The sequence below is a fragment of the Veillonella parvula genome (assembly GCF_032550495.1).
Lineage (GTDB): Bacteria > Bacillota > Negativicutes > Veillonellales > Veillonellaceae > Veillonella > Veillonella parvula_G.
In genome coordinates this window covers 35,874-56,698 of sequence record NZ_JAWFZJ010000006.1, presented here as the reverse complement: position 1 = coordinate 56,698, position 20,825 = coordinate 35,874, and the positions used below count along the sequence as shown (strand labels likewise).

18 protein-coding genes are annotated in these 20,825 nt (G+C 39.9%); 1 reads left to right on the top strand and 17 read right to left on the bottom strand.

All coding sequences use genetic code 11. From position 1 onward, the window contains the following. Positions 1-69: 69 nt before the first annotated feature. From E6X37_RS09885 to moaC, 5 genes are all read right to left on the bottom strand, one after another. Positions 70-1,017 carry an epoxyqueuosine reductase gene (locus tag E6X37_RS09885; protein ID WP_316689774.1) on the bottom strand — a complete coding sequence of 316 codons (948 nt, stop codon included), beginning with the start codon at positions 1,015-1,017 and terminating at the stop codon, positions 70-72. Positions 1,018-1,155: 138 nt separating this feature from the next. After that, complete coding sequence (murB, locus tag E6X37_RS09880) at positions 1,156-2,085, bottom strand: UDP-N-acetylmuramate dehydrogenase (protein WP_316689773.1); 930 nt, start codon at positions 2,083-2,085, stop codon at positions 1,156-1,158. Then, positions 2,060-2,425: a YlbF/YmcA family competence regulator gene (locus E6X37_RS09875; protein WP_008714407.1), complete on the bottom strand. Its 366-nt coding sequence runs from the start codon at positions 2,423-2,425 to the stop codon at positions 2,060-2,062. Before E6X37_RS09875 ends, murB begins: the two co-directional genes overlap by 26 nt. A 105-nt stretch (positions 2,426-2,530) precedes the next feature. Then, on the bottom strand, positions 2,531-3,016 hold the full coding sequence (trmL, locus tag E6X37_RS09870; protein WP_316689772.1) for a tRNA (uridine(34)/cytosine(34)/5-carboxymethylaminomethyluridine(34)-2'-O)-methyltransferase TrmL: 486 nt from the start codon (positions 3,014-3,016) through the stop codon (positions 2,531-2,533). 28 nt (positions 3,017-3,044) lie between these two features. Then, positions 3,045-3,557 carry a cyclic pyranopterin monophosphate synthase MoaC gene (gene moaC, locus E6X37_RS09865; RefSeq protein WP_316689771.1) on the bottom strand — a complete coding sequence of 171 codons (513 nt, stop codon included), beginning with the start codon at positions 3,555-3,557 and terminating at the stop codon, positions 3,045-3,047. Between the two features lie 108 nt (positions 3,558-3,665). Here moaC and E6X37_RS09860 point away from each other — a divergent pair, with 108 nt between their 5' ends. Then, on the top strand, positions 3,666-4,343 hold the full coding sequence (locus tag E6X37_RS09860) for a metal-dependent hydrolase (protein ID WP_008714410.1): 678 nt from the start codon (positions 3,666-3,668) through the stop codon (positions 4,341-4,343). 107 nt (positions 4,344-4,450) lie between these two features. Here E6X37_RS09860 and E6X37_RS09855 read toward each other — a convergent pair whose 3' ends face one another. The 12 genes from E6X37_RS09855 to E6X37_RS09800 form a co-directional block, all read right to left on the bottom strand. After that, on the bottom strand, positions 4,451-6,094 hold the full coding sequence (locus tag E6X37_RS09855) for a vWA domain-containing protein (protein WP_316689770.1): 1,644 nt from the start codon (positions 6,092-6,094) through the stop codon (positions 4,451-4,453). A gap of 136 nt (positions 6,095-6,230) precedes the next feature. Beyond that, positions 6,231-7,331 (bottom strand): AAA family ATPase, encoded by a 1,101-nt coding sequence (locus tag E6X37_RS09850; RefSeq protein ID WP_215675406.1) that lies wholly within the window; start codon positions 7,329-7,331, stop codon positions 6,231-6,233. A 12-nt stretch (positions 7,332-7,343) separates the two neighbouring features. Then, positions 7,344-8,150, bottom strand: a complete 807-nt coding sequence (locus E6X37_RS09845; RefSeq protein ID WP_215675404.1) for a hypothetical protein — start codon at positions 8,148-8,150, stop codon at positions 7,344-7,346. Between the two features lie 112 nt (positions 8,151-8,262). Next, complete coding sequence (locus E6X37_RS09840) at positions 8,263-8,913, bottom strand: potassium channel family protein (RefSeq protein ID WP_004696663.1); 651 nt, start codon at positions 8,911-8,913, stop codon at positions 8,263-8,265. A 35-nt stretch (positions 8,914-8,948) separates the two neighbouring features. Next, positions 8,949-10,310 (bottom strand): TrkH family potassium uptake protein, encoded by a 1,362-nt coding sequence (locus tag E6X37_RS09835; protein ID WP_128113921.1) that lies wholly within the window; start codon positions 10,308-10,310, stop codon positions 8,949-8,951. Positions 10,311-10,316: 6 nt separating this feature from the next. After that, a complete protein-coding gene (locus tag E6X37_RS09830) occupies positions 10,317-11,321 on the bottom strand; it encodes a carbohydrate kinase family protein (RefSeq protein WP_128113920.1) in 1,005 nt (334 codons plus the stop codon). 323 nt (positions 11,322-11,644) lie between these two features. Beyond that, entirely contained in the window at positions 11,645-13,285 is a 1,641-nt protein-coding gene (gene hutW / locus E6X37_RS09825; RefSeq protein WP_302010822.1) for a heme anaerobic degradation radical SAM methyltransferase ChuW/HutW, read from the bottom strand. A 21-nt stretch (positions 13,286-13,306) separates the two neighbouring features. Next, positions 13,307-13,825, bottom strand: coding sequence for a flavodoxin family protein (locus E6X37_RS09820; protein WP_021148425.1), 519 nt, complete (start codon positions 13,823-13,825; stop codon positions 13,307-13,309). A 28-nt stretch (positions 13,826-13,853) separates the two neighbouring features. Then, on the bottom strand, positions 13,854-14,657 hold the full coding sequence (locus tag E6X37_RS09815; protein WP_004696671.1) for an energy transducer TonB: 804 nt from the start codon (positions 14,655-14,657) through the stop codon (positions 13,854-13,856). A gap of 2 nt (positions 14,658-14,659) precedes the next feature. Then, the gene (locus E6X37_RS09810; RefSeq protein WP_004698605.1) at positions 14,660-15,067 is read right to left on the bottom strand and encodes an ExbD/TolR family protein; all 408 of its coding nucleotides are present in this window, start codon (positions 15,065-15,067) and stop codon (positions 14,660-14,662) included. Between the two features lie 2 nt (positions 15,068-15,069). Then, positions 15,070-15,687, bottom strand: coding sequence for a MotA/TolQ/ExbB proton channel family protein (locus tag E6X37_RS09805; RefSeq protein WP_004696674.1), 618 nt, complete (start codon positions 15,685-15,687; stop codon positions 15,070-15,072). Positions 15,688-15,722: 35 nt separating this feature from the next. Next, a complete protein-coding gene (locus E6X37_RS09800) occupies positions 15,723-20,801 on the bottom strand; it encodes a TonB-dependent receptor plug domain-containing protein (protein WP_316689767.1) in 5,079 nt (1,692 codons plus the stop codon). Positions 20,802-20,825: the final 24 nt, after the last annotated feature.

Genomic DNA, 20,825 nt, shown 5'->3' with positions numbered 1-20,825 from the left:
AGTACACCTATTCTAATCATGGCAATTTCAACATTCGATTATACTTTTGACTCATCTTAGGACAAAAACCTATTTACGCGCTATCGCCCGCTTAGCAGATTTACGCAACAACGGAATTTGTTTATCTGTTAAATGGAAACAGAATTTAGGAATCAGCTTTTTTATAATCTCCACATCAGAGGCTTTCAAAATATATTCTGGCTGTAGCAACGGCTCTAATTCATCAAGTCCGGGATAATCCAGCCCTATGCTCCAGTCATGGTCTGCATTAAAAGGGCATGCATCCTGGCAGTTATCACAACCTAATATCCACGCCTCCAGCATATCGTCTGTGACACCATCCGGTAACTTACCATCACCGAATGTATTAATAAAAGATACACATGTTAACGGATTCATAGTAAACGGTGCAGATAAGGATTTTGTCCTACACCCTTGCTGACATAAATTACAAGAATCCGGACATGGTGGTATCTCTAACTGTTGAATATACTCACAGGATTCATCAATTAAATAGCCTACCAGTTCATAGCTAGAACCTTTAGGTCCATAAAAAAAATTATTTTTTCGATAAATGCCTAAACCAGCTGCTACCGAAGCGGGCCGCAAAGGAATAATTCCGGCAGGTTTCGCCGTTTCACCGCCAATATATCGTATTCCATTTTCACCAAGCCAGACTTCAAAAGATTGCCGTCGTTTAAACTCATCACTGTGAGGAATATTTAACAAAGATAACAACAACCCTTTTGCATATCGGTTTCGAAGAGATACAGGAAACTTATAATCACCAAAATATTCAGTACAAACCACTATGGATTGTGCCCAAGGATACTTTTCTTTTAATGCTAAAAAATCTTTACTATGCGCATATACCTCTTTACTTTCAGGTACATCTTCTAAACGCTTTATCAACCGTTCTTTATAAAAATCAAGTACATCAAGAGGCACTATACCACAACTGTCATACCCACACGCTAGCGCTTTATCATAAATCTCCTGGGCCAACAAAGTATTCATATCATCGCCTCCAAAATATGAACTAACTATAAACCTATCATACTCTTTTAAAAACTATAAAAAAAGATTTCTTATGAATCCGTCATCCTTAAAAGAGTAACATTACATAAGAAATCTTATATTAGTATTTAATTTGTATTAATCTTCACCAATCATGCGTACTTCTGGTTCGAGATGTACACCATGTTGATCATACACACGACGTTGTACCTCACTAATCAGGTCAAGTACATCCTTCGCACTTGCACTACCTGTATTGATTACGAAGCCAGCATGCTTATGAGATACTTGCGCATCACCTACAGACAAACCTTTTAGGCCTGTTTGTTCAATCAATGTACCTGCAAAGTACCCTGGTGGGCGCTTAAAGGTTGAACCTGCACTGGCATATTCCAAAGGTTGCTTTGATTCACGTTTTTCTGTTAACTCATCCATACGTGCCTTGATGGCATCCTTGTCGCCTGGTTTGAGTGTCATAATGACTTCCCCAATAACTTCATGATTATCGTGGAATACACTATGACGATAAGCAAAGTCCAAGTGAGATGCATCATACTCTTTAATATTTCCTTGGAAATCTACGGCTCTCACTGCAGTAACTACATGGCTCATTTCCCCATCATAAGCACCTGCATTCATAAATACGGCACCACCAAGTGTGCCTGGAATACCAATGGCAAATTCAAGGCCAGATAAACTATTCTCCCAAGCAAATTCAGAAGCATCCTTTAACATATACCCGGAACCAATACACAATGTGTTTTCGTTACAATCCATGATTTGGGTCATATGTCGAACTGATACGACGGCGCCACGGATACCTCCGTCTTTCACTAAAATATTAGATCCACAACCAATAATAGTTACAGGCACATCTAATTCGTGAATGGTACGAAGTGTAAAACTAAGTTCTGCCATCGTAGTAGGTTCAATAAATAAGTCCGCAGGTCCTCCAATTTTGAATGTCGTATGATGACAAAGAAGCTCCTGCTCTCGTACACGTGTACTTGGTAATTTTTCTAATAAAGCTGTTTGTAATACCTTAATGTTTTGGTTGTTGTTCGCCATGATCTAACACTTTCATCCCCTCAGTGATTGGTTCACTAATGATTTTATAAATATCATTAGAAATCTGGCTCCAACGCATTTGCGCTTGCAAATAAGCAGCCGCTGCAGCATTTTCTTGAATTTGAGGCATCAATTCCTCTTGTTTCTTTTGCAACTCATCCGCTTCTGGAGCACCAGACAACTTAGCATATTCCCATTGCATTTGTTGAGCCATAAATGTGCGAACCAAACCCGTTGCTACTGCATCTGCTTTCACTGCTTCCTGAGCAGCCATTAACTCTTTGTACTCTTCAGATTCACGCATTGCGTGAGCTAAATCATGAGCTTTATCGTAGTTCATAATATCCTCCTCCAAACAACACCGTTAAAATCGCTACCGGTCATATAGATTTGGTAGATCTTCTAACACATACGTATAATATATTTCTCAATTGTAAAAGTCTATTTATTTTGATTGAATCCAATTGCCTTCAGCCTTAAGGTCTGGATAATCAAGTTGACGCATACCTTCATAAGCTATGATTGCCACCGCATTAGATAAGTTTAGAGAGCGTGCTTCATCTACCATGGGTATACGAATGCATGTATCCTCTTTCCCCTCTAATAAACTTTCAGGCAATCCTCTTGTTTCAGGGCCAAAGACGAGCATATCACCGATTTCATATTTCACCTCGGAATGAGTATGCTTTGCTTTGGTAGTGGCATAAAAATATCTACGATCAGGATATTTCTCATATAATTCTTGAATATTTTCATGTACCTGTACATCTACCAAGTGCCAGTAATCAAGGCCAGCACGTTTTACGTGCTTGTCATTAATAGAAAAGCCAAGGGGTTTGATGAGATGTAAGGTCATATGATTGGCGGCGCATAAACGCGCTATATTTCCTGTATTGCCTGGAATTTCAGGCTCATAAAGTACTATTTCCATTTTCAATCCCCTATTCTTTATATCTATATTATTCTACAAAGGAACGGACAAAATGTCCACTTTTCCCGCCTTCTTTTTCTACAAGATATGTAGGGCCTATAATCATCCCCTTATCAATAGCTTTACACATATCGTAGACTGTTAAAAGTCCTACTTGAACCGCCGTAAGTGCCTCCATTTCAACACCTGTCTTTCCTGTCGTTTTTACGGTAGCATGAACTTTAACAGCTCTATTATGTGTAGCATCCGTACAGGCTGGACTTTCACCATCAACAAGAATACAATGCACCTCAACCTTAGTTAATGCTAACGGATGACAAAGGGGAATGAGATTACTCGTCTGTTTCGCCCCCATAATAGCTGCCAATTGAGCCACACTAAGAACATCCCCCTTTTTTATTGTTCCCGCTGCAATGCGTTCATAAATTGCATCATTAATAGTAATAAAGCCTTCTGCCACAGCAGTACGAGTTGTAATATCCTTATCTGATACATCTACCATCCAAGCATTACCATCTTGATCAAAATGTGTTAAATCCATAATATATCCTTACTAATTATGTATAAATTATCACCAATAGTTTTATTTTCATTTATTATATTATACAATAGAATTAAGAATTGTATGTACAAGGAAGGAAGTGTTCCTATGAAAACAAAACTAACTTATTTTGGTCACGCTTGCTTTATGCTCACACGTGGCGATGTATCCATGATTTTCGACCCATTCTTGACCGGTAATACATGGGATATCGCTAAAAAAGAAGATATCAAATGCCAATATATCTTTGTCAGTCATGGCCATGATGATCACTATGGAGACACAGATTTTATTGCCAAAGCAAATGACGCCCTCGTTATCTCTACGGCTGAGGTAGCGGGTAAAGCAGCAGCTGCCGGTTGTCGTACACACGCCATGCATTTAGGTGGCAAGTTCGACTTTGAATTCGGTTCTGTTCGAATGGTTCCTGCCTTCCATGGCGCTGGCATCCCTGGCGGTCACGCTGCAGGTTGTATCGTAGATTTCTACGGAGATATCCTATACTTCGCTGGTGATACAGCACTCTTTAGCGATATGAAATTATTAAATCGCTTTGGTGAAATCGATTACGCACTTCTTCCTATCGGTGATAATTACACAATGGGAGTTGAAGATGCAGCCCTTGCTGCTTCTTATGTAAAAGCGCGTATTTCCATTCCAATTCACTACAAAACATGGCCTGTTATCGACCGTGAACCAGGTGTATTTACAAGTCTTGTAGAAGGCAAATATAACCAAACAGCACTCATTATCGATCCAGGCTCCTCTATTGAGCTTAACAACTAATAAAAGATCCACAGACCTAAAAATGACGCAATCCGCTGGATTGCGTCATTTTTGTATACCATTTTGGTTCAAGATTAAACCTATAAAAAAACATGCGACCTAATATACTAAATTTCTTGATTAGCCATAGAAAAGCCACCGCGGTTGGCCATACGTACAAACTCATCAATATCCTGAGTTTCATCAATCCCCACATAACCGAGTTCACGAACCATGCCGTACGGATTATGCAAAGATAATTGTGGATTCTCACCGGTCAATACCCACAGCACCTTATAGCCTCTTGGCGCCTCTCGTAGTCGCTCTTCCCCTTTGCCATCTGTAAAGTATACAAGTAAATCTACACGGTTTTGATTAACCAGAGAGAATACAGGAGTAAAGGCTGTAGCACCACGCACATCGAGGCGCGGCTTCACATCCTTCACGGATTCCATCGTATAGGTGCGGCGTACTTCATTATCACATTCTACAACAGTAATACGATGGTTATAAGCATGCACGATTTGTAGCACTTGCTCTAAAGCATTTGTAAACTCCACATCAGTTATACTGCCACTCATGTCGAGAGCTACCCATACATTTGCCTTATGTTGACGTAATGTGCCAGACAACTCCAAACGCTCAGGTTGACGACGATTACGACGCATCGTCGTTTTTTTGTATCCACTCGCTACCTTGCCCATTAGCTTTTTAAGGTAGAAATACCAAGGCAAGGCACGACGTGTCTTTTGGAATGTATCGATAAGGCTTTTCACATAGCCTTCCATATCCCCCTTTGAGGCTTCGTTGATATAGCGCTCCGTGATTTGGTCCATCGTATCTGTATCAATAGGATCGGATTCATCCCAAATATCATGGCTGGTTTGAGGGTCAAACTCCATAGCAACCGCCGTATCTGCGTTATCAATAGGCACAAAGAGGTCTGGTTTTTCTTTCATGACCTTATCAATAGCCTTCGCATAGTATTCAATGGTACGGAAACGCTTTAATAACAAACCAAAGCGTGCATTTACATTGGCTACCGTTACCGCATCACGGTCTACATGTTCAAGGTAATCGTTTACGACCATATCCATAGCCATATGGACTGCTGTTTTGTGAAAGCCTTGGCTCAGCGCTTTTACCCGCATCAAATGAGCAGAAATGATATGAAGAACTTCACGCTTAATACCATCCTTCATCACATCAGGCGATTGGCGTAACAAGATAAAGGGATTTACATATAATACATATCCGCCCTGTTTAAGATTAATACCAAAAGCACTGGCCATATCAAAGCGAATGCGATGAGTCATTTGTAAGTAAAAGTAACCAAAGAATTGGTCCTCTTCAAGAAGCAAGCTGTTTACATCATGCAATATATTCCACAACCGTTGCTCATAGGCCGGTGTCATTACGGCTTGCTGCATAACGGAGAGGTCTGTCCCCTCCACTTGTACGTCTTCAAGAGCACGACCGATAGTACCTATATGGCTATCCGACATATTATGGTTCATAAGATCAGCCGCTATACGTTCAGGCGCCATGCTATGATGTTGTTCTTCATAGCTATCTACATAGGCCTCATAAGATGCGTATATTTGCGTATACAAAGCCTCTGCTTCACGATGAATACGCTCTCGTTTCGCATGCCATCGATCGAGCGTCTCGATAGCCTCCGCATCATAAGAACCAGTCTTTTCCCAGCCATCAATATGAGTTAGCAAATCCGACGCATCACGTATATCATCCTTATCTAAGTTTCGTTGCATAATTCCACCTCCTTTTCTTAAAAAACAAATTTAGTTTATATCATATTCCATATATCAATTAGTCTCATAACTAATAATTTACTAAGATTGGTTATCTATATAGATAGCTTCAATTCAACTAACTACTAACATAGAATTATTTTTGAGCTTCAAAAAAAGTGTCTACAAAGAGATCATCTTCAATAGCATAAGCGTAAACGCGCTCATACGTGTTACGAAGATCTTTCATAACCGCTACGCGCAAATCCCCTGGATACAAGGTTAAAAACTCCACAAAGTGATGTACTTCCTGCGCATTGCTATTGCGATTTAAACGATGCAACATATTTTTTGCTGCTACATAAAGGCGAGTTGGGCTTTCACCTTTAACCTGCTCAGCCATAGACATAATAGCACCTGGTTTTTGAACCGCTGTTAATACATCATCAAAGGTAATAAGAGGTTCTTGATCGGACTCGATAAAGTTTACAAAAGCCTCCGCAATGAGTTTACCTACGTTACCGCGGATAACATTCATAAATATATCGCGACTATAGCTTGTGCCCTCTTGATTCTTATAAATTCTATATAGACCGGACACGCGTTCAAAGGAACGAGGTGTGGCATCGATATCGTCTTCGTGACGTTGATTTAAATATTCTGGATAGGAAGAAATAAATTCAATAACCTTTTCTTCAATACCAGCACCAATAGCCCAGTCAATCCATTGCATATAATCAGCATTCATATAAAGCCATACGAATCGATTTTGTTGTGCCGGATCCATATCGATGGTTTGGTAATCAAAGGAATCTTCAGGGTTCATAGCGGCGATGATGCGCACTTGATCACTTAAAGAAAAGCCATTAATTTCACGGTTTAGAATAAGGTTCATCAACTCTTGTTGAACTGCATGTTCTGCGCGGTTAATTTCGTCGATAAACAACAATACTTGACGCCCTTTATCTACGGCTTGTGCCACATGTTCCAATGTATGATGCACAGCGTATACTGTAGTTTTCACATCTCGTGTATTGCCATGACCATCCGTATGAGTCACCGTTTCTACAGTAGGTAAACCACCGATTTCACCTTCTTTTAAGAGGTTTCCGTCGATAGTTACTAATTCCCAGTCGTGTACCTCTGCAACACGCGTTGCGAGAGAGGTTTTACCAATGCCAGTCTCACCAACGAGCAAAGGCACTTGATTTGCAGCAAGCACTAATTCAACGCTTGCCATTGTATCTATAAAGTTCATCGTATCTCCGTTCTAATATTTCAAATATTCGCCTACTGCGATTTTCTTAACAGTTCTAGTACCATACATATCAATAAGTGACAATATATCAATAGGCCATTTAGATTGACGTCCACCGATAGCTTTATTGTTGATTAACTCGCGTATATAGTCTTCATCAACTGTATCGCCGGAAATAGCATCTACAATTATAGCTTTGATTTCGTCTACTGTAACACCCAATGTATTAGGTATATAACCGACAATAGCCGCACTTACCTTAAATAGATGCAAGGCCAAGTCCTTAGTGAGGTTTGTAATCTGACGCATTGCCTGTGGATCTTGCTTTACTGCTGCTTCTAGTACAGCTACGCTAGGCTCATCAATGTAGCGCAAGGCTAAGTAACTTTCTTGCACGGCTTGTAACTGCACAGCTTCGCTTGGGGCCTTGATATATTGTAAGGCATCATAATTCGCCTTCATCGCTTCTAATTGCAATTCTTCAGATGGGTTCGCAATATAGCGAATAGCCCAACCTGATTGAGCTAACGCACTTTTTATTAATGTATCAGACGGATTGTCGATATATTCTAAAACCGCCCAATCTTTTTCCACTAAGGCTTTTAACAATTCTTCTGTAGGATTTTCAACGAATTGTATAGCTCGTGGTGCTTGTGAAAGTGCTGTTTCAATAACCTTTTGAGTAGGTTCTTTAATATATTGTAACAGCATGCCGTTTTGTCCCACACATGTAAGTTGCATAGCTTCTGTAGGATTTGAAATGTTTCGAATCCCATGTGGGTTATTGGTCAGTGCCGTTATATATTGTTCCTCTGTCATAATAACCTTCATTTCTATATTAAAAGGCCATACGAATACGTATGGCCTATACTGAATTCCATCTTATTATATCATATTTTTTCGATATATTTATATCACTTTTGTATACTTACTACACTGTTAATGCATCTAAATCAGAATTATTCCCTATAACTAATAATTTTTCCTCTGCTGAAAGAATCGTAAACGGATTAGGAGGGACTTCTAAATCCTCCCCACGTCTAATCCCTACAGCATTAAGATTATATTTCTCACGCAGATTAGAATCTTTTAAGCAGGTGCCTACCAAAAATTTTGGCATATCTACTTCAATAAGGCTAATGCTTTTAGATAGCTGTAAGTAATCCATTACATGTTCTCGTGTCAACGATTGAGCTAACCGTTGTGCCACATCATATTCTGGATAGATGACCATATCTACCCCCATCTTCTTGAGCATCTTACCTTGGAGTGCATTTTCAGCTTTCGAAACCACATGAGGCATTTTCATTTCTTTCAATAACATCGAAGTCATAAGATTTGCCTGGATATTATCCCCAATAGCAACAATAACTATATCAAATTGGCTCAAAGCTAAGGCTTTAATGGCCTCTTCATCAGTAGTATCTGCTACGATAGCATGTGTAACATAAGGGGAAACCTTTTGTACAATTTCTGGATTAATATCTACACCTAAAACCTCATGATTCATAGAGGCTAACATCTTGGCGATGGTCGTACCAAATTGTCCAAGACCAATGACAGCTATTGTTTTATATTTCATGCTATATCTCCTGATAGGCTAACTATTCTACTCAATTACAACAATACATTCTCTTCTGCATACCCAATTGGCTTCGTTGGTGATGTCCTAAGAGCCCATGTACCAATAACGGTCATAACACCGACACGACCGGTAAACATAACAAGCATCAGCACCCATTTACTGCTTTCAGATAAATCAGGCGTAATTCCCGTCGTAAGGCCTACAGTCCCAAAGGCAGACGTAACCTCAAATAACAATCGGATAAAATCATAAGGCTCATCCCAGGCCAGATAACATGTGGCGATTAAAATGAGAAGGAGCGATAAAAATATAATCCCGTTGGCTTTAAGCACGGTTACTAATGAAATACGACGTTCAAAAATCTCCGTATCTGGACGGTTATTAAACAAGGTACGCGATGCAAGTATGGTTACTGCTACGGTACTAATTTTAACCCCTCCACCGGTAGAGTTTGGTCCAGCCCCAATAAACATGAGAATAATGGTAACAAACAAGGTAATTGGATGTAATGCATTATAATCAACCGTTGCAATCCCAGCTGTACGCGGCGTAATCGATTGAAATAAAGAGGCCATTATTTTATTCCAAATCGGTAATGACCCAAAGGTTTTTGGATTTGACCATTCCACTCCTAAGAAAATGACGGTCCCTAGTAGAATAAGAGTCATTGTGCCTACTAACATAATCTTAGTATGAAGTTTTAAGTCAACAAATCGTCGCACCTTACGATGTGACCATATGTCAAAGGCCGCTAAATAGCCAAAACCACCGATCACAATTAGCACGGCCGTATTGATATTAAATAATATGTCCCCTACCATGGCATACGGTAGATCATTATCAAAAAATACAAATCCAGCGTTACAAAAGGTGGAAATAGCTTGCATGATACCTGTATATAATGCAGCCTGTCCAATATAAGGATATAGCTGAATCGTATAGATTATGCCTCCTACAATTTCAATAGCAAAGGTATAAAGCGTTAACTTTTTCGTAATATGTAGTAATCCAGTCATACCATCCTGTCCGACATCCTCGGACAAAAGCACACGATTTTTAAGGCCTACTCGTTTACCTAAAAGCAAAGCAATTATGGTTGTGAAAGATACAATTCCTAAACCACCTAACTGAATAAGGATAACCATTACAAGCTTACCAAATAAAGACCAATGATAATAAGTATCTACAGTGGCCAGCCCTGTTACCGAAACACAAGATACGGCTGTAAAAGCGGCATCTACAAGAGCCGTCGTTTGCCCCTGAGCACTCGCCATCGGTAACATAAGCAATAGGGTACCTATAATCATGACGCCTAGAAAGCTAAACGCTAATAATCGATATGGATTTTGTTGCATGTACCGTTGTACATGAGAATGGGAAATATCGTGCCACATACTGATTTACTCCAAGCCCATTAACTTATGTACAACTTGTAAACTTGGTAAAGGGCTACGGCCACCAATCCCTTGCGTATTTAAAGCTGCTACAGCGGACGCAAAAATAGCAGCCTTTTCTAGATCAGAATGTCCACAATGTTGTAATAAATCTATACCATATGTAGAGGTCTTTAACCCTTCTACTGGGGCTAACTCACTCAATAATGTAACAAGCTTTGAAAGAAATGCACCATGAAAACTATCTCCAGCCCCCGTTGTATCAACTACATGTTCTTGAGGAAATGCTTGGCAGCGATAGAAAGTTCCATCAGGCCATACGAAATAACTACCATTAGCGCCATCCGTAACCCCTGCAATAAGTGCGCCACGTTCATAAATAATACGGCAAGCCTCTTCTAAATCAGTAGTGCCCGTATACTTTTCAGCATAATCACGAGCAACAATAACAATATGACTTGCCTCTGTAATAGATTTCATCTCTTCATCGTAGCGCTGTGCACCTCCATCGAGGGAGATAATAGTACCAACCTCTTGTGCTAATGCCATGGCAGAACACATGAGTTGTCGATGCCGTCCATTGACATGTAAAATGAAAGATTCTTTAATTAATTGCTTATGAGCATCTAAAAATACTGGCTCTGGCGCAGTAGAGCGTTCAAAAAATACGGCACGCTCGCCAGTACTATGCTTTACGAGGATTGTAGCGACACCACTTTTTGCCTGTCCCTCAATATGAATAGAATCGGTATTAACATTATATTTTTTGAAATCATCTAAAATATGCTGCCCTACCATATCGTCACCGATACTATCAATCATGGCCGTACGTGCACCATATTTACCTGCAACGGCCAAGGCAGTTGCTACAGGTCCACCACCATCGTTGGTCGAGGATAAAACTTGCTGCACCTCACGACCTGTTGGATAATGATCAACCACGATAAAACGGTCTAATGTACTAGCTCCAATACCTAATATATCTATCTTTTTCTGAGGAAATGTACTCATACTAACCCCCTAAGCCTACAATTAGCTATATAAGCAATATTACTTTACATCTTATAGATTCAATATCTTTCTTATTAATTTATGATTTTAACAGTAATCAGTTTTTATAGCCTTATAGGTTTGTATATCTATTCTTATACTGTTTAAAGCCCTTTAAGTCTTATATCTACAGAATACCTTTCGCGCTATAAAAAGTAAACCCCAGACCAAAGGCTGGGGTTACTTTGTACTACAAAGAGCACCTATATGTTACGTATTATGTCTTGTTTATTATAAATTAGTTATTCCCAGAGGTTGTTAGAATTGAGGTGTAACATAATAGTTTAGGACATCATACGTTCCATCATATATTCAATTTCGTCAGCGCTCAAATTGTACATAGCTTGCACCATTCGTTCTGCAGACTCTCCAGAAGCACCGCTCTTGGAAATTTCAGCTTTCGCCTTAGTAATAAGAGCCTCTTTACGTTGTGTCTCAGAATCCTCATCCGTTGGCACAGAGATATTCGCTTTTCCTTGACCAATGCCACGTACTTGTTGATTAGGATTCTCTTTAGAAATTGTTTTTGTATCCTGAGCCGCTACTGCTTCTACAGCGAAGGAGTTCTTACCAGTCAAGATATATTCAACAGCTTCTAATGTACTTTGTGTAAGATTTACAGTCCAGAACTCACCGGCTGCAGTCAATTTGTAAAGTAAACCATTATAAACAACAAGGCCTCGTTCTTCCCATAATTTATAGAGCCAGTTCAATTCATCTAATCTTGAATCCATCTTTACTAAGCTCATAATATTGAGGAAACCTTGTTCTAGTTGGCTTACTACTTGATTAACGATAGGTTGTAATTCACTTTGTTTCATTAGTGCCATAAACGGTTTTTCACCACGGCTTACCATATCTTCATATGGTTTTAATGCGCGATGTAACATCATGCCATAGCCATCGACGTTACCACCTGCACCACTACCAAATGGGAACATTGGGACACCCGATTTAGCTAGAGTGTTATATAAGCTACGCTCACGATTATTAGCACTCCAATGTGCGGCACTCAATCGGCGATAAGATCGCGCATCTAGGTATTGTCGACCGAATTCGAACATATCCCCTTGCATCGCTGTTGTTGCTGCAGCAGGAACCTTCCCATTTTCAATGTCTTTATTGAGATCACTACCATCAAATACATTTAATTGATATAGGTCTGCACCATCAACGCCAGAACTTACCAAATCAGCTAAATCTTGTTCCCACACCTCCATAGTTTGACCAGGCAAGCCATAGATTAAGTCAATAACGACAGAGCATTGACCATAAGCTTTTAAAGCAGCTAGCCGTTCTAATACAGTTTCTTTTGTATCTAAACGACCTACCATTTGACGCACTTCTGTGTTGAAAGATTGTACGCCGATGGACATACGGTTAACGCCGTTTGCCATCCAAACTTCAAGATTTTCAGGAATCAAATCGTGAATACGACCCTCTAAGGTAAGCTCATAATCGTTTGCCAATGGCAAGTACTCTTTAATGGCTTTGAGCAATCTTTCAGAGTTTGTCGGTGATAAAGATGTTGGTGTGCCACCGCCGATAAACACGGCATGGATCAAACCATCTTTTAATCTCGGACGTTCACTTGCGAGCTTTAATTCGCTAATTAGACCATCAATATATTGGTCTTCAACACTTTGACTCGTACCGTTTTGGAAGAAGCCACAATATGTGCATTTTGTCTTACAAAACGGAATATGAATGTAAGCGCATTGCATTTCACCCTTTTTAGGAACACCATTCATCAATGTATCCCAAACAGATTGTGTTTCTTTCGGAGAAACGAGCGTACCATTAAGGCCTGCATGAACAACCCGTTTATGAGGAAATGCACCACTCATCGGATTATCGCATTTGAAACCTAATTGTAGATTTCGTTGTTTCTCCGGAATGGATTCAAAAAAACTTGCTAAACTCATACTCCAATCCCCTTTCAGAAATTAGGCTTGTAACTTTGCAAGTACAGATTTAGTAAATTCTTTTGCATTTGCAAAGTCTTGTTCATCTGGATGAGTTTCCGCCGCTTTATGTAACGCATCGCGCTCTGGGCTTTGCCCATGTGCAGATCCAGGTGGGAACATTTTATACATCATTTCGATTACTTTAGGATCGATTTTACCTTGGCATACGAAGCCATCTACAAGAGCTTCTTTGTTAGGCAACAATTCAGATGCTTTCTCGATACTTTCACGAGCATGATCAGAATCAGCATACATTCCTAGTGTGGCAAAGAATACCACATTAGGATTTTTTAAAGTTTCAATCAATTTTGCTGCTTCTTTATTCGCTGTACCGCGATCCACCCAGAAACCTACGAATACTGTATCATAATCAGCTAAATTTTCAGGTGCATCTTTTACAGAAACGCAAGGTGTTCCCTCAGGCATAACGGAAGCCATTGCTTCCGCTACACTTTTAGTATTTCCCGTAAGGGAAGAATATAAAATAATAGATTTCATATTTATCTCCTTTATTACTTAGATATATTTATTCTTCTTCATCTTCGCCATCGGCCTGTACTACAAAGTGTACAGGAACTTCTACTGGTTGTATATCCCCTGTTTCATTTGGATACGGAGTCGCTCGTCGCACTGCATCAAGAGCCGCTTCTACAAATATCTCATCCCCACCACTAGTTGGATATACGTCTATTAAATTACCATTAGTATCTAATTTAGCCATTACATTAATTGTAACATCTACGTTCATTTTACGCTTAATAGCCGCATAAGGAATTTGTTTTTGGCTATCTACAGCTGCATAAAAGCCCTCTACATTGAACGCTGCTTTACCTGTACCATGACCATCACCTTCACCGGTACCATCACCTGTACCAGTACCATGGCCTCTACCATCACCAACGCCAGTACCTTCGCCGGTACCATGACCACCACCAGAACCGCCACCAGATCCAGGGCCTGTGCCACCAACAGCGGAATTATCACCGGATGTATTGCCTTTATTTTCGCTTGCTTTAGCTGCCACATCTACTGCATCAGGAATATCTGTTGCGGTAGATGGTTCAACATTTGCTACAACAGCCTTTGTTCTTGCCGCTACTTCATCTGCTGACAATGGTTTAGGGAACAGATCGGCTCTGTTGCCTCCGCCACCACCAGCATGTCCACTGCCACCATCATCGAGCACACTTTGTGTGAGATCGATTTCATAGGTATCCATTTCTTGAATGGCTGGAACCACTACAAAAAAGATTACAGCAATAAAGAGAGCAATAAGATGAACTACGGCGGATATAATGGCTGCTTTTTTCCATGATATGCCTAGTCCCATAGTTATCCTTTCTGTTCAGCTGCAATAGCTAAGCGTTTAACGCCAGATTGTTTTAACATGTCCATGATTGCTACTACTTGACCATGAGCCGCTCGTTTATCAGCTTGTAAGATAACACTAGCATTAGGGTTTTCTTGGATACGTTGTTTTACCATTGCCTCAGCATCGTCAATGCTCATTGGCTTGTTATCAATCGTAATATGACCCTCTGCATCTAATGTTAGAACCACTGGTAATTGAGCCGGTGCAGAAGCACTAGTAGCCTGTGGTAATTGTACAGACAAGGCTTTTTGAGCCACTGTTTGCAAGCTGTTCATCATGAAGAATACCAACAAGAAGAAAATGATATCAATCATTGGAATAATCATGAATTCCGGCTTAGTTTTCATACGAAAGCTTTGCAAGTTCATAACTATTTCCACCCTTCTCGTTTAGCTGTAACAATATTTACACACATATTTTCAATTTGGTTAATAATGGAATCCAAACGATGACTAAAGATTGTGTATACGATAAATGCCATTATGGCCACACATAAGCCAGATGCTGTTGCGATAAGAGCCTCACCTACACCACCAGTAATGGCAGATGCACCCGCACCGGAGTCAAGGATACTGAAAGAACCAATCATACCTGTTACTGTACCAAGTAAGCCCAATAATGGAGAGATTGTAACTGTTGCACTTAAGTAGTCCATATATTTTCGGAAGCCAACTGCATCAACCCCCATTTGATCAGCAAAGGCTGTCTTCATTGCTTCTTCGCTAGAATCATTTTTTAAACCTGCTTCCGCAATACGACTTGCAATAGAAGGGTTCTCTTTAATGACTTTATCGATTTCATCCCAACGTTGTAGTTTTGCAAATTCATTTACTGCATGAGTTACAACAAATGTTTTGCCTGCATACTTACGATAGAAGAAAGCACGTTCTGCAGCTATAGCGATAACCATGAAAGACAAGAGTAACAATGGATACATTACATACCCACCACTATGAAATAAGTGAATGACATAATTTAAATTTTCCATATTTGTAACCTTTCTGCCTGTTTACAGACTGAGCATTAGAACCTATAGGTCCCTTGAATTCGTGTATAATCGCCTAACTTAAAGCTTTCACTACCATATAAAGTATCTCGTTTATTAGTGCCCTTCGCATCAAATGTATAGAATGCTTCAAGGAGCAAGTCCTTACGCGGTACATAGCCGGCACCAAATGTAAAGCTACGAACACCATCTAAATAACGATCAGGTACTGCGCCCGTACCATTGCCACCGAAGAAGGAACCATGTTTAAAGTATTTGTAATCGATGAACGCATTCCAAGATTTCGGAACATCTAGATCAGCACGCCCAATATCTAGACGAGCCATCCAGAAGTGTGGTGTGCCGCCCATTTGGTGACCTTTTAGAGTAAAGTCTGCTGTGCCACGTTCATGTTGATATACGGTATTACCATTGAGGTAACGTCCTAGGTTAGAACGGTTTTGACCATAATCAACCGTAACAGCTGCATTAGCACCAAGTTGATACTTAGCACCGATACCAAACACATGAGCTACATCGGAGAAACTGTATTCATCATTACTGTTCCCATTAGCATTTAAATATGTATGTGTTTTACCGCCAAAGGAACGTAAGTACCAAGCTTGTAACCCAAGTCGAGAGCCAATTTGCTTCTTGTATTGAATAAATGCGGCCTTATCGATAGCTGGCACAGTATCTTTTTCAAGAACTACACCTTCTGTTCTGATCAAGTTGCCAATGACCTTACCGATTGCTTCGCGTGGTAATTTATTTTCAGACTCTGCATCATGTACAACATTTTCAAGATTATACATATAGTTATACATAGCATTTGGCATGCCCCAACCATAATAAGAACCACCTTCACCATAATCGTTATAGGACATTGTAAAGTTCTTCTTATATAAGGCATCTTTAGCATCATAATCGCTAAATACGTATTTACCACTATCATATTTATAAGTCTTAGCCCCTAAGAAACCAGTAAATTCGTAATCACTAGATGGTTGACCATAGTAATCATAAGATCTCTTAAATGTACCATCAGCTTGTTTTACCCAAACCTCATCAAGCGAACCATTATTATAATTCTTCCAATTATCTGTGGCATTATATTTAGCAATTTCTGAAATGGATTGATTAATCTCATTACCATGCTTATCAACATAACCCTTTGGATTCAACAAAGCTTCTTTATTATCAGTAGGTACGATTAGACCTTTTGCCTTATCTTTTAGATATTCAGGGTATAACGGAGAGTTCACATTATACATAAGCTCACCAGTCTTATAGAGTTTTTCCCCTGTTTTCTTATTAGTAATTTCGTACATTGTATATCCACCAGATGGAATATCGAGGGAGAATTTTTTCTCAGCCATCTCTTTAGGATATGCTTTTGTAAGAATATCTTGTAAACGACTCATAACTTGAGCTTGTTTTTGTTGTGTTTCTGCTAACTTAGCATTAGCCTTTTCAATTTCTTGATCGCGGTTTGGATTACTCCAATTTAGATTTAATGTAGCCTTATAAGCTTCATATTCATCTTGCAAATCTTTAAGCTGTTGATAGAAATAAAGGCTATTAGTCTTGCCTTTATAAGTCGAATCATAAATGCCATTAGGACTATCTGGTGCTGCCGGAGCATCAGAATCTTTTCTTTCACCATCTGAACCAGATTTTGTAGCACTGTTGATATCATATGGATAATCATCACGATTGATACCAATCAATTCAGCTGCTGTTGGTGGTCTAAAGATAACTTTATGCACTGCATGTGTATATGCAGAATCAGTGATACCTGTACTATGTTTGAAAGTACCAACACCAATACGAACTTGAGAATCATGGCCATTCCAAACAGCACGAACGCCATCATATGATTGACCAAACCAGTAGCCACTAACGCCCATAGGCTCAGTTAAACGCCCTACGGATACGTCCCATTTCTTAACGCGTCTTGTAAGATCAACTGTATCGAGTCGTTGATGGTTGAGACCTTTGGAATCAGATTTTGTCCAGCTTGTATCTACTCCACTCATGCCACTCATGCTACCGATAACTTTGAGGTTAGTGAACTCATTGAGTCGAGCATCAAAGCCAAGGCGTAAGCGTTGTTCAAAACTATGACGATTAGCATCGTACATATTGGCTTTTGCAGAACCGATGGCAGAGTTTGCTCTAAATGGAGATTGCGGTCTATTAGAACCATCATGTGCCATCCAACGCGCTCTATAGTCGCCAACCATTGTAATACCACGTTCTTTAGTAGTATCAAAATCAGAACGAATAAAGTCAGTTAAACGAACTACATCAGCTACGTTTTGTACACCAGATTCAGAATTTACCACTTCACCATTAGCTATATTAGCACCTGTAGCATTAACGTTTGCACCATTCTTAGTTTTGCCGATGGCCGTAGTTTTACTACCATCGCCACCACCAAATTTAAGGTTAACACCCATGCGGTATACGCGTTCTTGTGTAGCACGATCATCATCGCGATGGTTAAAGATATTGTTGATACCGAAATACATCATGGCATTTTTATTGAAACGTTTTTGAATCATTACATTCCAAATGCCAAATGTTTTCTTTTCATACATTTGTTTCTTATAAACGCCTGCATCACCAGACAAGATATCTGGCCAGTAGTTACCGCCGTTATTAAGAGTATTACTATCAAGCATATTGATATAGTAATCACCCCAGATGGAGCCATTCCAACCGGATTTAGGATTATCATAAGTAATGCCAATATCAACTTTGTGCATTGGTTTATCCAATAATTGACGTGGCATGGATGGGTCGCTTTTGTTAATGGCGTGTAAATATGTATAACCTAATTTACCAGACCAATATTTGCCGAATTTTTGTTGTACTTCCGCTTGCAACCCTGTAATTTCAGCTTTACCAATATTTTTAAAGCTGTAAATCATATCCGGTGCACGTTGGTATTTCGCATCACCTTTAAGATATGGTGCGAAGTCCATAAAATCACCAGTGAAGTATACAGACATATAGTTCTTAATACGGTTATGGAATACACCTACGCGTGCATATGTATTTTTATTTTCACCTTCCAAGCTCATGTCGAAATTGACTGATTTTTCTGGTTTCAAATTAGGATTGCCAGCCCAATACCAACCGAGTTTTGCTACCCCAATCCCTACAGGGTTAGAAGCATACATTTCCCAGTTATACCACAATTCGCCCATACCAGGTTCTGTATAACCAGTACCTACATTGGCTTTAAATCTGCGATGTGTATTACCCTTAACGTTATATGTCATCCCCAAGGATGCAGATACGTTAGAACCAAACAAGCTACTATTATCAAAACGCACAATTGGAGACAATGTTAAATTCTTATTGACTTGCCATGTATCAGAAATATAAGCGTTTATTTTACGAATCGTACCACTACCAGTAGTCAAGCGTTGGTCGCGATTACGGTACTCTTCCAAGAAAGCCTTACCATTTAGCTTAGGAGCTTTCTTACGCATTTCTGGATCGTTAGACTCACCATATTTAAAATAGTCGCCTACGATATTTGCACGATGCGCCGCCATTTCAGGATTTTCCGATTTCAACCGATTTTCCAAAGCATAATATCGCTTCTTGAATTCATCCGTTACTGGCTGATTATTCGGCGATGTGCTTGACCATTCACTGAGTCTGCTTTCAGATAAACCATAATTCACATAATCATCATATGTAATCCCCGGTTTTTGCGCATCATTCGCTGCACCATAATATTCATAATCCATATCCCATTGCGGCATGCCGCCACCGGAATTAATGAATTTATAATCATGGATGTGAGAGTAAACTTTAATACTGTTATCACCTTTACGTCGCACGAGACGATCAAGGCGGTCTACTAACAAGCTTTTATCGTAATCCCAAGGATCAATGTACATCGTACTTGTATTAGGAGAACTCTTTAAGCGACTACCAGAGCCTTCTTCACGAGCATAGCTAACACCATAGCTTAGCAAATGATTTTTATTGACTTGCGTATTTGCATTGACTCGAATATCTAATTGACGATGATCGATGTTATCAATATAACGCAACTCATTAGAGCCTTCATAAGCGGAACGACCTGTATAGTTAATGAGGGCTACGTCATTTTCTTTAATACGAGAGTAATTAGTTTCTACCGTCCAGTCACTCTTTCCAGCTCTAGAGGACCATTGCAAGTTAGCTGTATTACGATCTGCGGTACGTTTGAAGTGTTGTTGTGGCTCTAAGTCGGAGTCGGAATGCTTAACATCGCGTACAAGATCTTCCGTGTACCGATTGAGTCGCAATTCCACCTTATTTTTATCATTTGCCTCATAGGTCGCTACAAGGCCGATATCTGCCGCATCACCATAGTAACGAAGTACATTTGGCTTGAAGTTATGTTTTGCGTAATCAAAGGCCATCCCAGAGGCACGCCGTTTAACAGATGCTAGAACAGGCATAAGATCTCGTTTACTACCTGATAAACCAACCTTTAACTTGCCCATTTGACCAGAATCGGCACGAATGAAGAAGTTTTGGAACGGAAACACATCGCCATCGCTCTTACGACGCATGCCTTCAGCATTAAATTGTACGGATGGTTTCTTTTGTGCTTTTTTAGTAATGATATTAACTACACCACCTACTGCATCGGATCCGTATTTAGCACTAGCCGCACCTTGAATAACTTCAATTCTCTCTACATTCTCTGTGCCCAAACGTTGTACTTCATCTGCCGCACCAGAGTACTTATCAAAATCACCTAGCACTGGTTGACCATCTACGAGGATAAGAGTGTGACGCGCTTCTGCACCGCGAATGGACACGCCCACACGCCCCATAGCATCAACTGTTCTAGATACGCCTGTTTGCGTAAAAATAATGTCTTCAACGGACTTCGCCTGTTTCTTTTCAATCTCTTTCTTGGTAATGATTTGCACTTGCTGTGAGTTCAATTTTGCTTCTTCTTCTGCCCATGTGCCTTTCACATTAACAACATCTGTAGTGACAGTCGCATTATCTGCCCAAACCACTAGAGGTGCGCTAAGCCACAAGGCAACTGCACTAGACAGGATTATGGTACGCTTTGTATGTCCCCACCGGTTCATTATGCCCTCCTAAACTTATAACTA

Excerpts from the sequence above, each read along its gene's own strand:
- E6X37_RS09885 (WP_316689774.1), bottom strand. The coding sequence starts at position 1,017 with ATGAATACTTTGTTGGCCCAGGAGATTTATGATAAAGCGCTAGCGTGT.
- murB (WP_316689773.1), bottom strand. The coding sequence starts at position 2,085 with ATGGCGAACAACAACCAAAACATTAAGGTATTACAAACAGCTTTATTA.
- E6X37_RS09875 (WP_008714407.1), bottom strand. The coding sequence starts at position 2,425 with ATGAACTACGATAAAGCTCATGATTTAGCTCACGCAATGCGTGAATCT.
- trmL (WP_316689772.1), bottom strand. The coding sequence starts at position 3,016 with ATGGAAATAGTACTTTATGAGCCTGAAATTCCAGGCAATACAGGAAAT.
- moaC (WP_316689771.1), bottom strand. The coding sequence starts at position 3,557 with ATGGATTTAACACATTTTGATCAAGATGGTAATGCTTGGATGGTAGAT.
- E6X37_RS09860 (WP_008714410.1), top strand. The coding sequence starts at position 3,666 with ATGAAAACAAAACTAACTTATTTTGGTCACGCTTGCTTTATGCTCACA.
- E6X37_RS09855 (WP_316689770.1), bottom strand. The coding sequence starts at position 6,094 with ATGCAACGAAACTTAGATAAGGATGATATACGTGATGCGTCGGATTTG.
- E6X37_RS09850 (WP_215675406.1), bottom strand. The coding sequence starts at position 7,331 with ATGAACTTTATAGATACAATGGCAAGCGTTGAATTAGTGCTTGCTGCA.
- E6X37_RS09845 (WP_215675404.1), bottom strand. The coding sequence starts at position 8,150 with ATGACAGAGGAACAATATATAACGGCACTGACCAATAACCCACATGGG.
- E6X37_RS09840 (WP_004696663.1), bottom strand. The coding sequence starts at position 8,913 with ATGAAATATAAAACAATAGCTGTCATTGGTCTTGGACAATTTGGTACG.
- E6X37_RS09835 (WP_128113921.1), bottom strand. The coding sequence starts at position 10,310 with ATGTGGCACGATATTTCCCATTCTCATGTACAACGGTACATGCAACAA.
- E6X37_RS09830 (WP_128113920.1), bottom strand. The coding sequence starts at position 11,321 with ATGAGTACATTTCCTCAGAAAAAGATAGATATATTAGGTATTGGAGCT.
- hutW (WP_302010822.1), bottom strand. The coding sequence starts at position 13,285 with ATGAGTTTAGCAAGTTTTTTTGAATCCATTCCGGAGAAACAACGAAAT.
- E6X37_RS09820 (WP_021148425.1), bottom strand. The coding sequence starts at position 13,825 with ATGAAATCTATTATTTTATATTCTTCCCTTACGGGAAATACTAAAAGT.
- E6X37_RS09815 (WP_004696671.1), bottom strand. The coding sequence starts at position 14,657 with ATGGGACTAGGCATATCATGGAAAAAAGCAGCCATTATATCCGCCGTA.
- E6X37_RS09810 (WP_004698605.1), bottom strand. The coding sequence starts at position 15,067 with ATGAACTTGCAAAGCTTTCGTATGAAAACTAAGCCGGAATTCATGATT.
- E6X37_RS09805 (WP_004696674.1), bottom strand. The coding sequence starts at position 15,687 with ATGGAAAATTTAAATTATGTCATTCACTTATTTCATAGTGGTGGGTAT.
- E6X37_RS09800 (WP_316689767.1), bottom strand. The coding sequence starts at position 20,801 with ATGAACCGGTGGGGACATACAAAGCGTACCATAATCCTGTCTAGTGCA.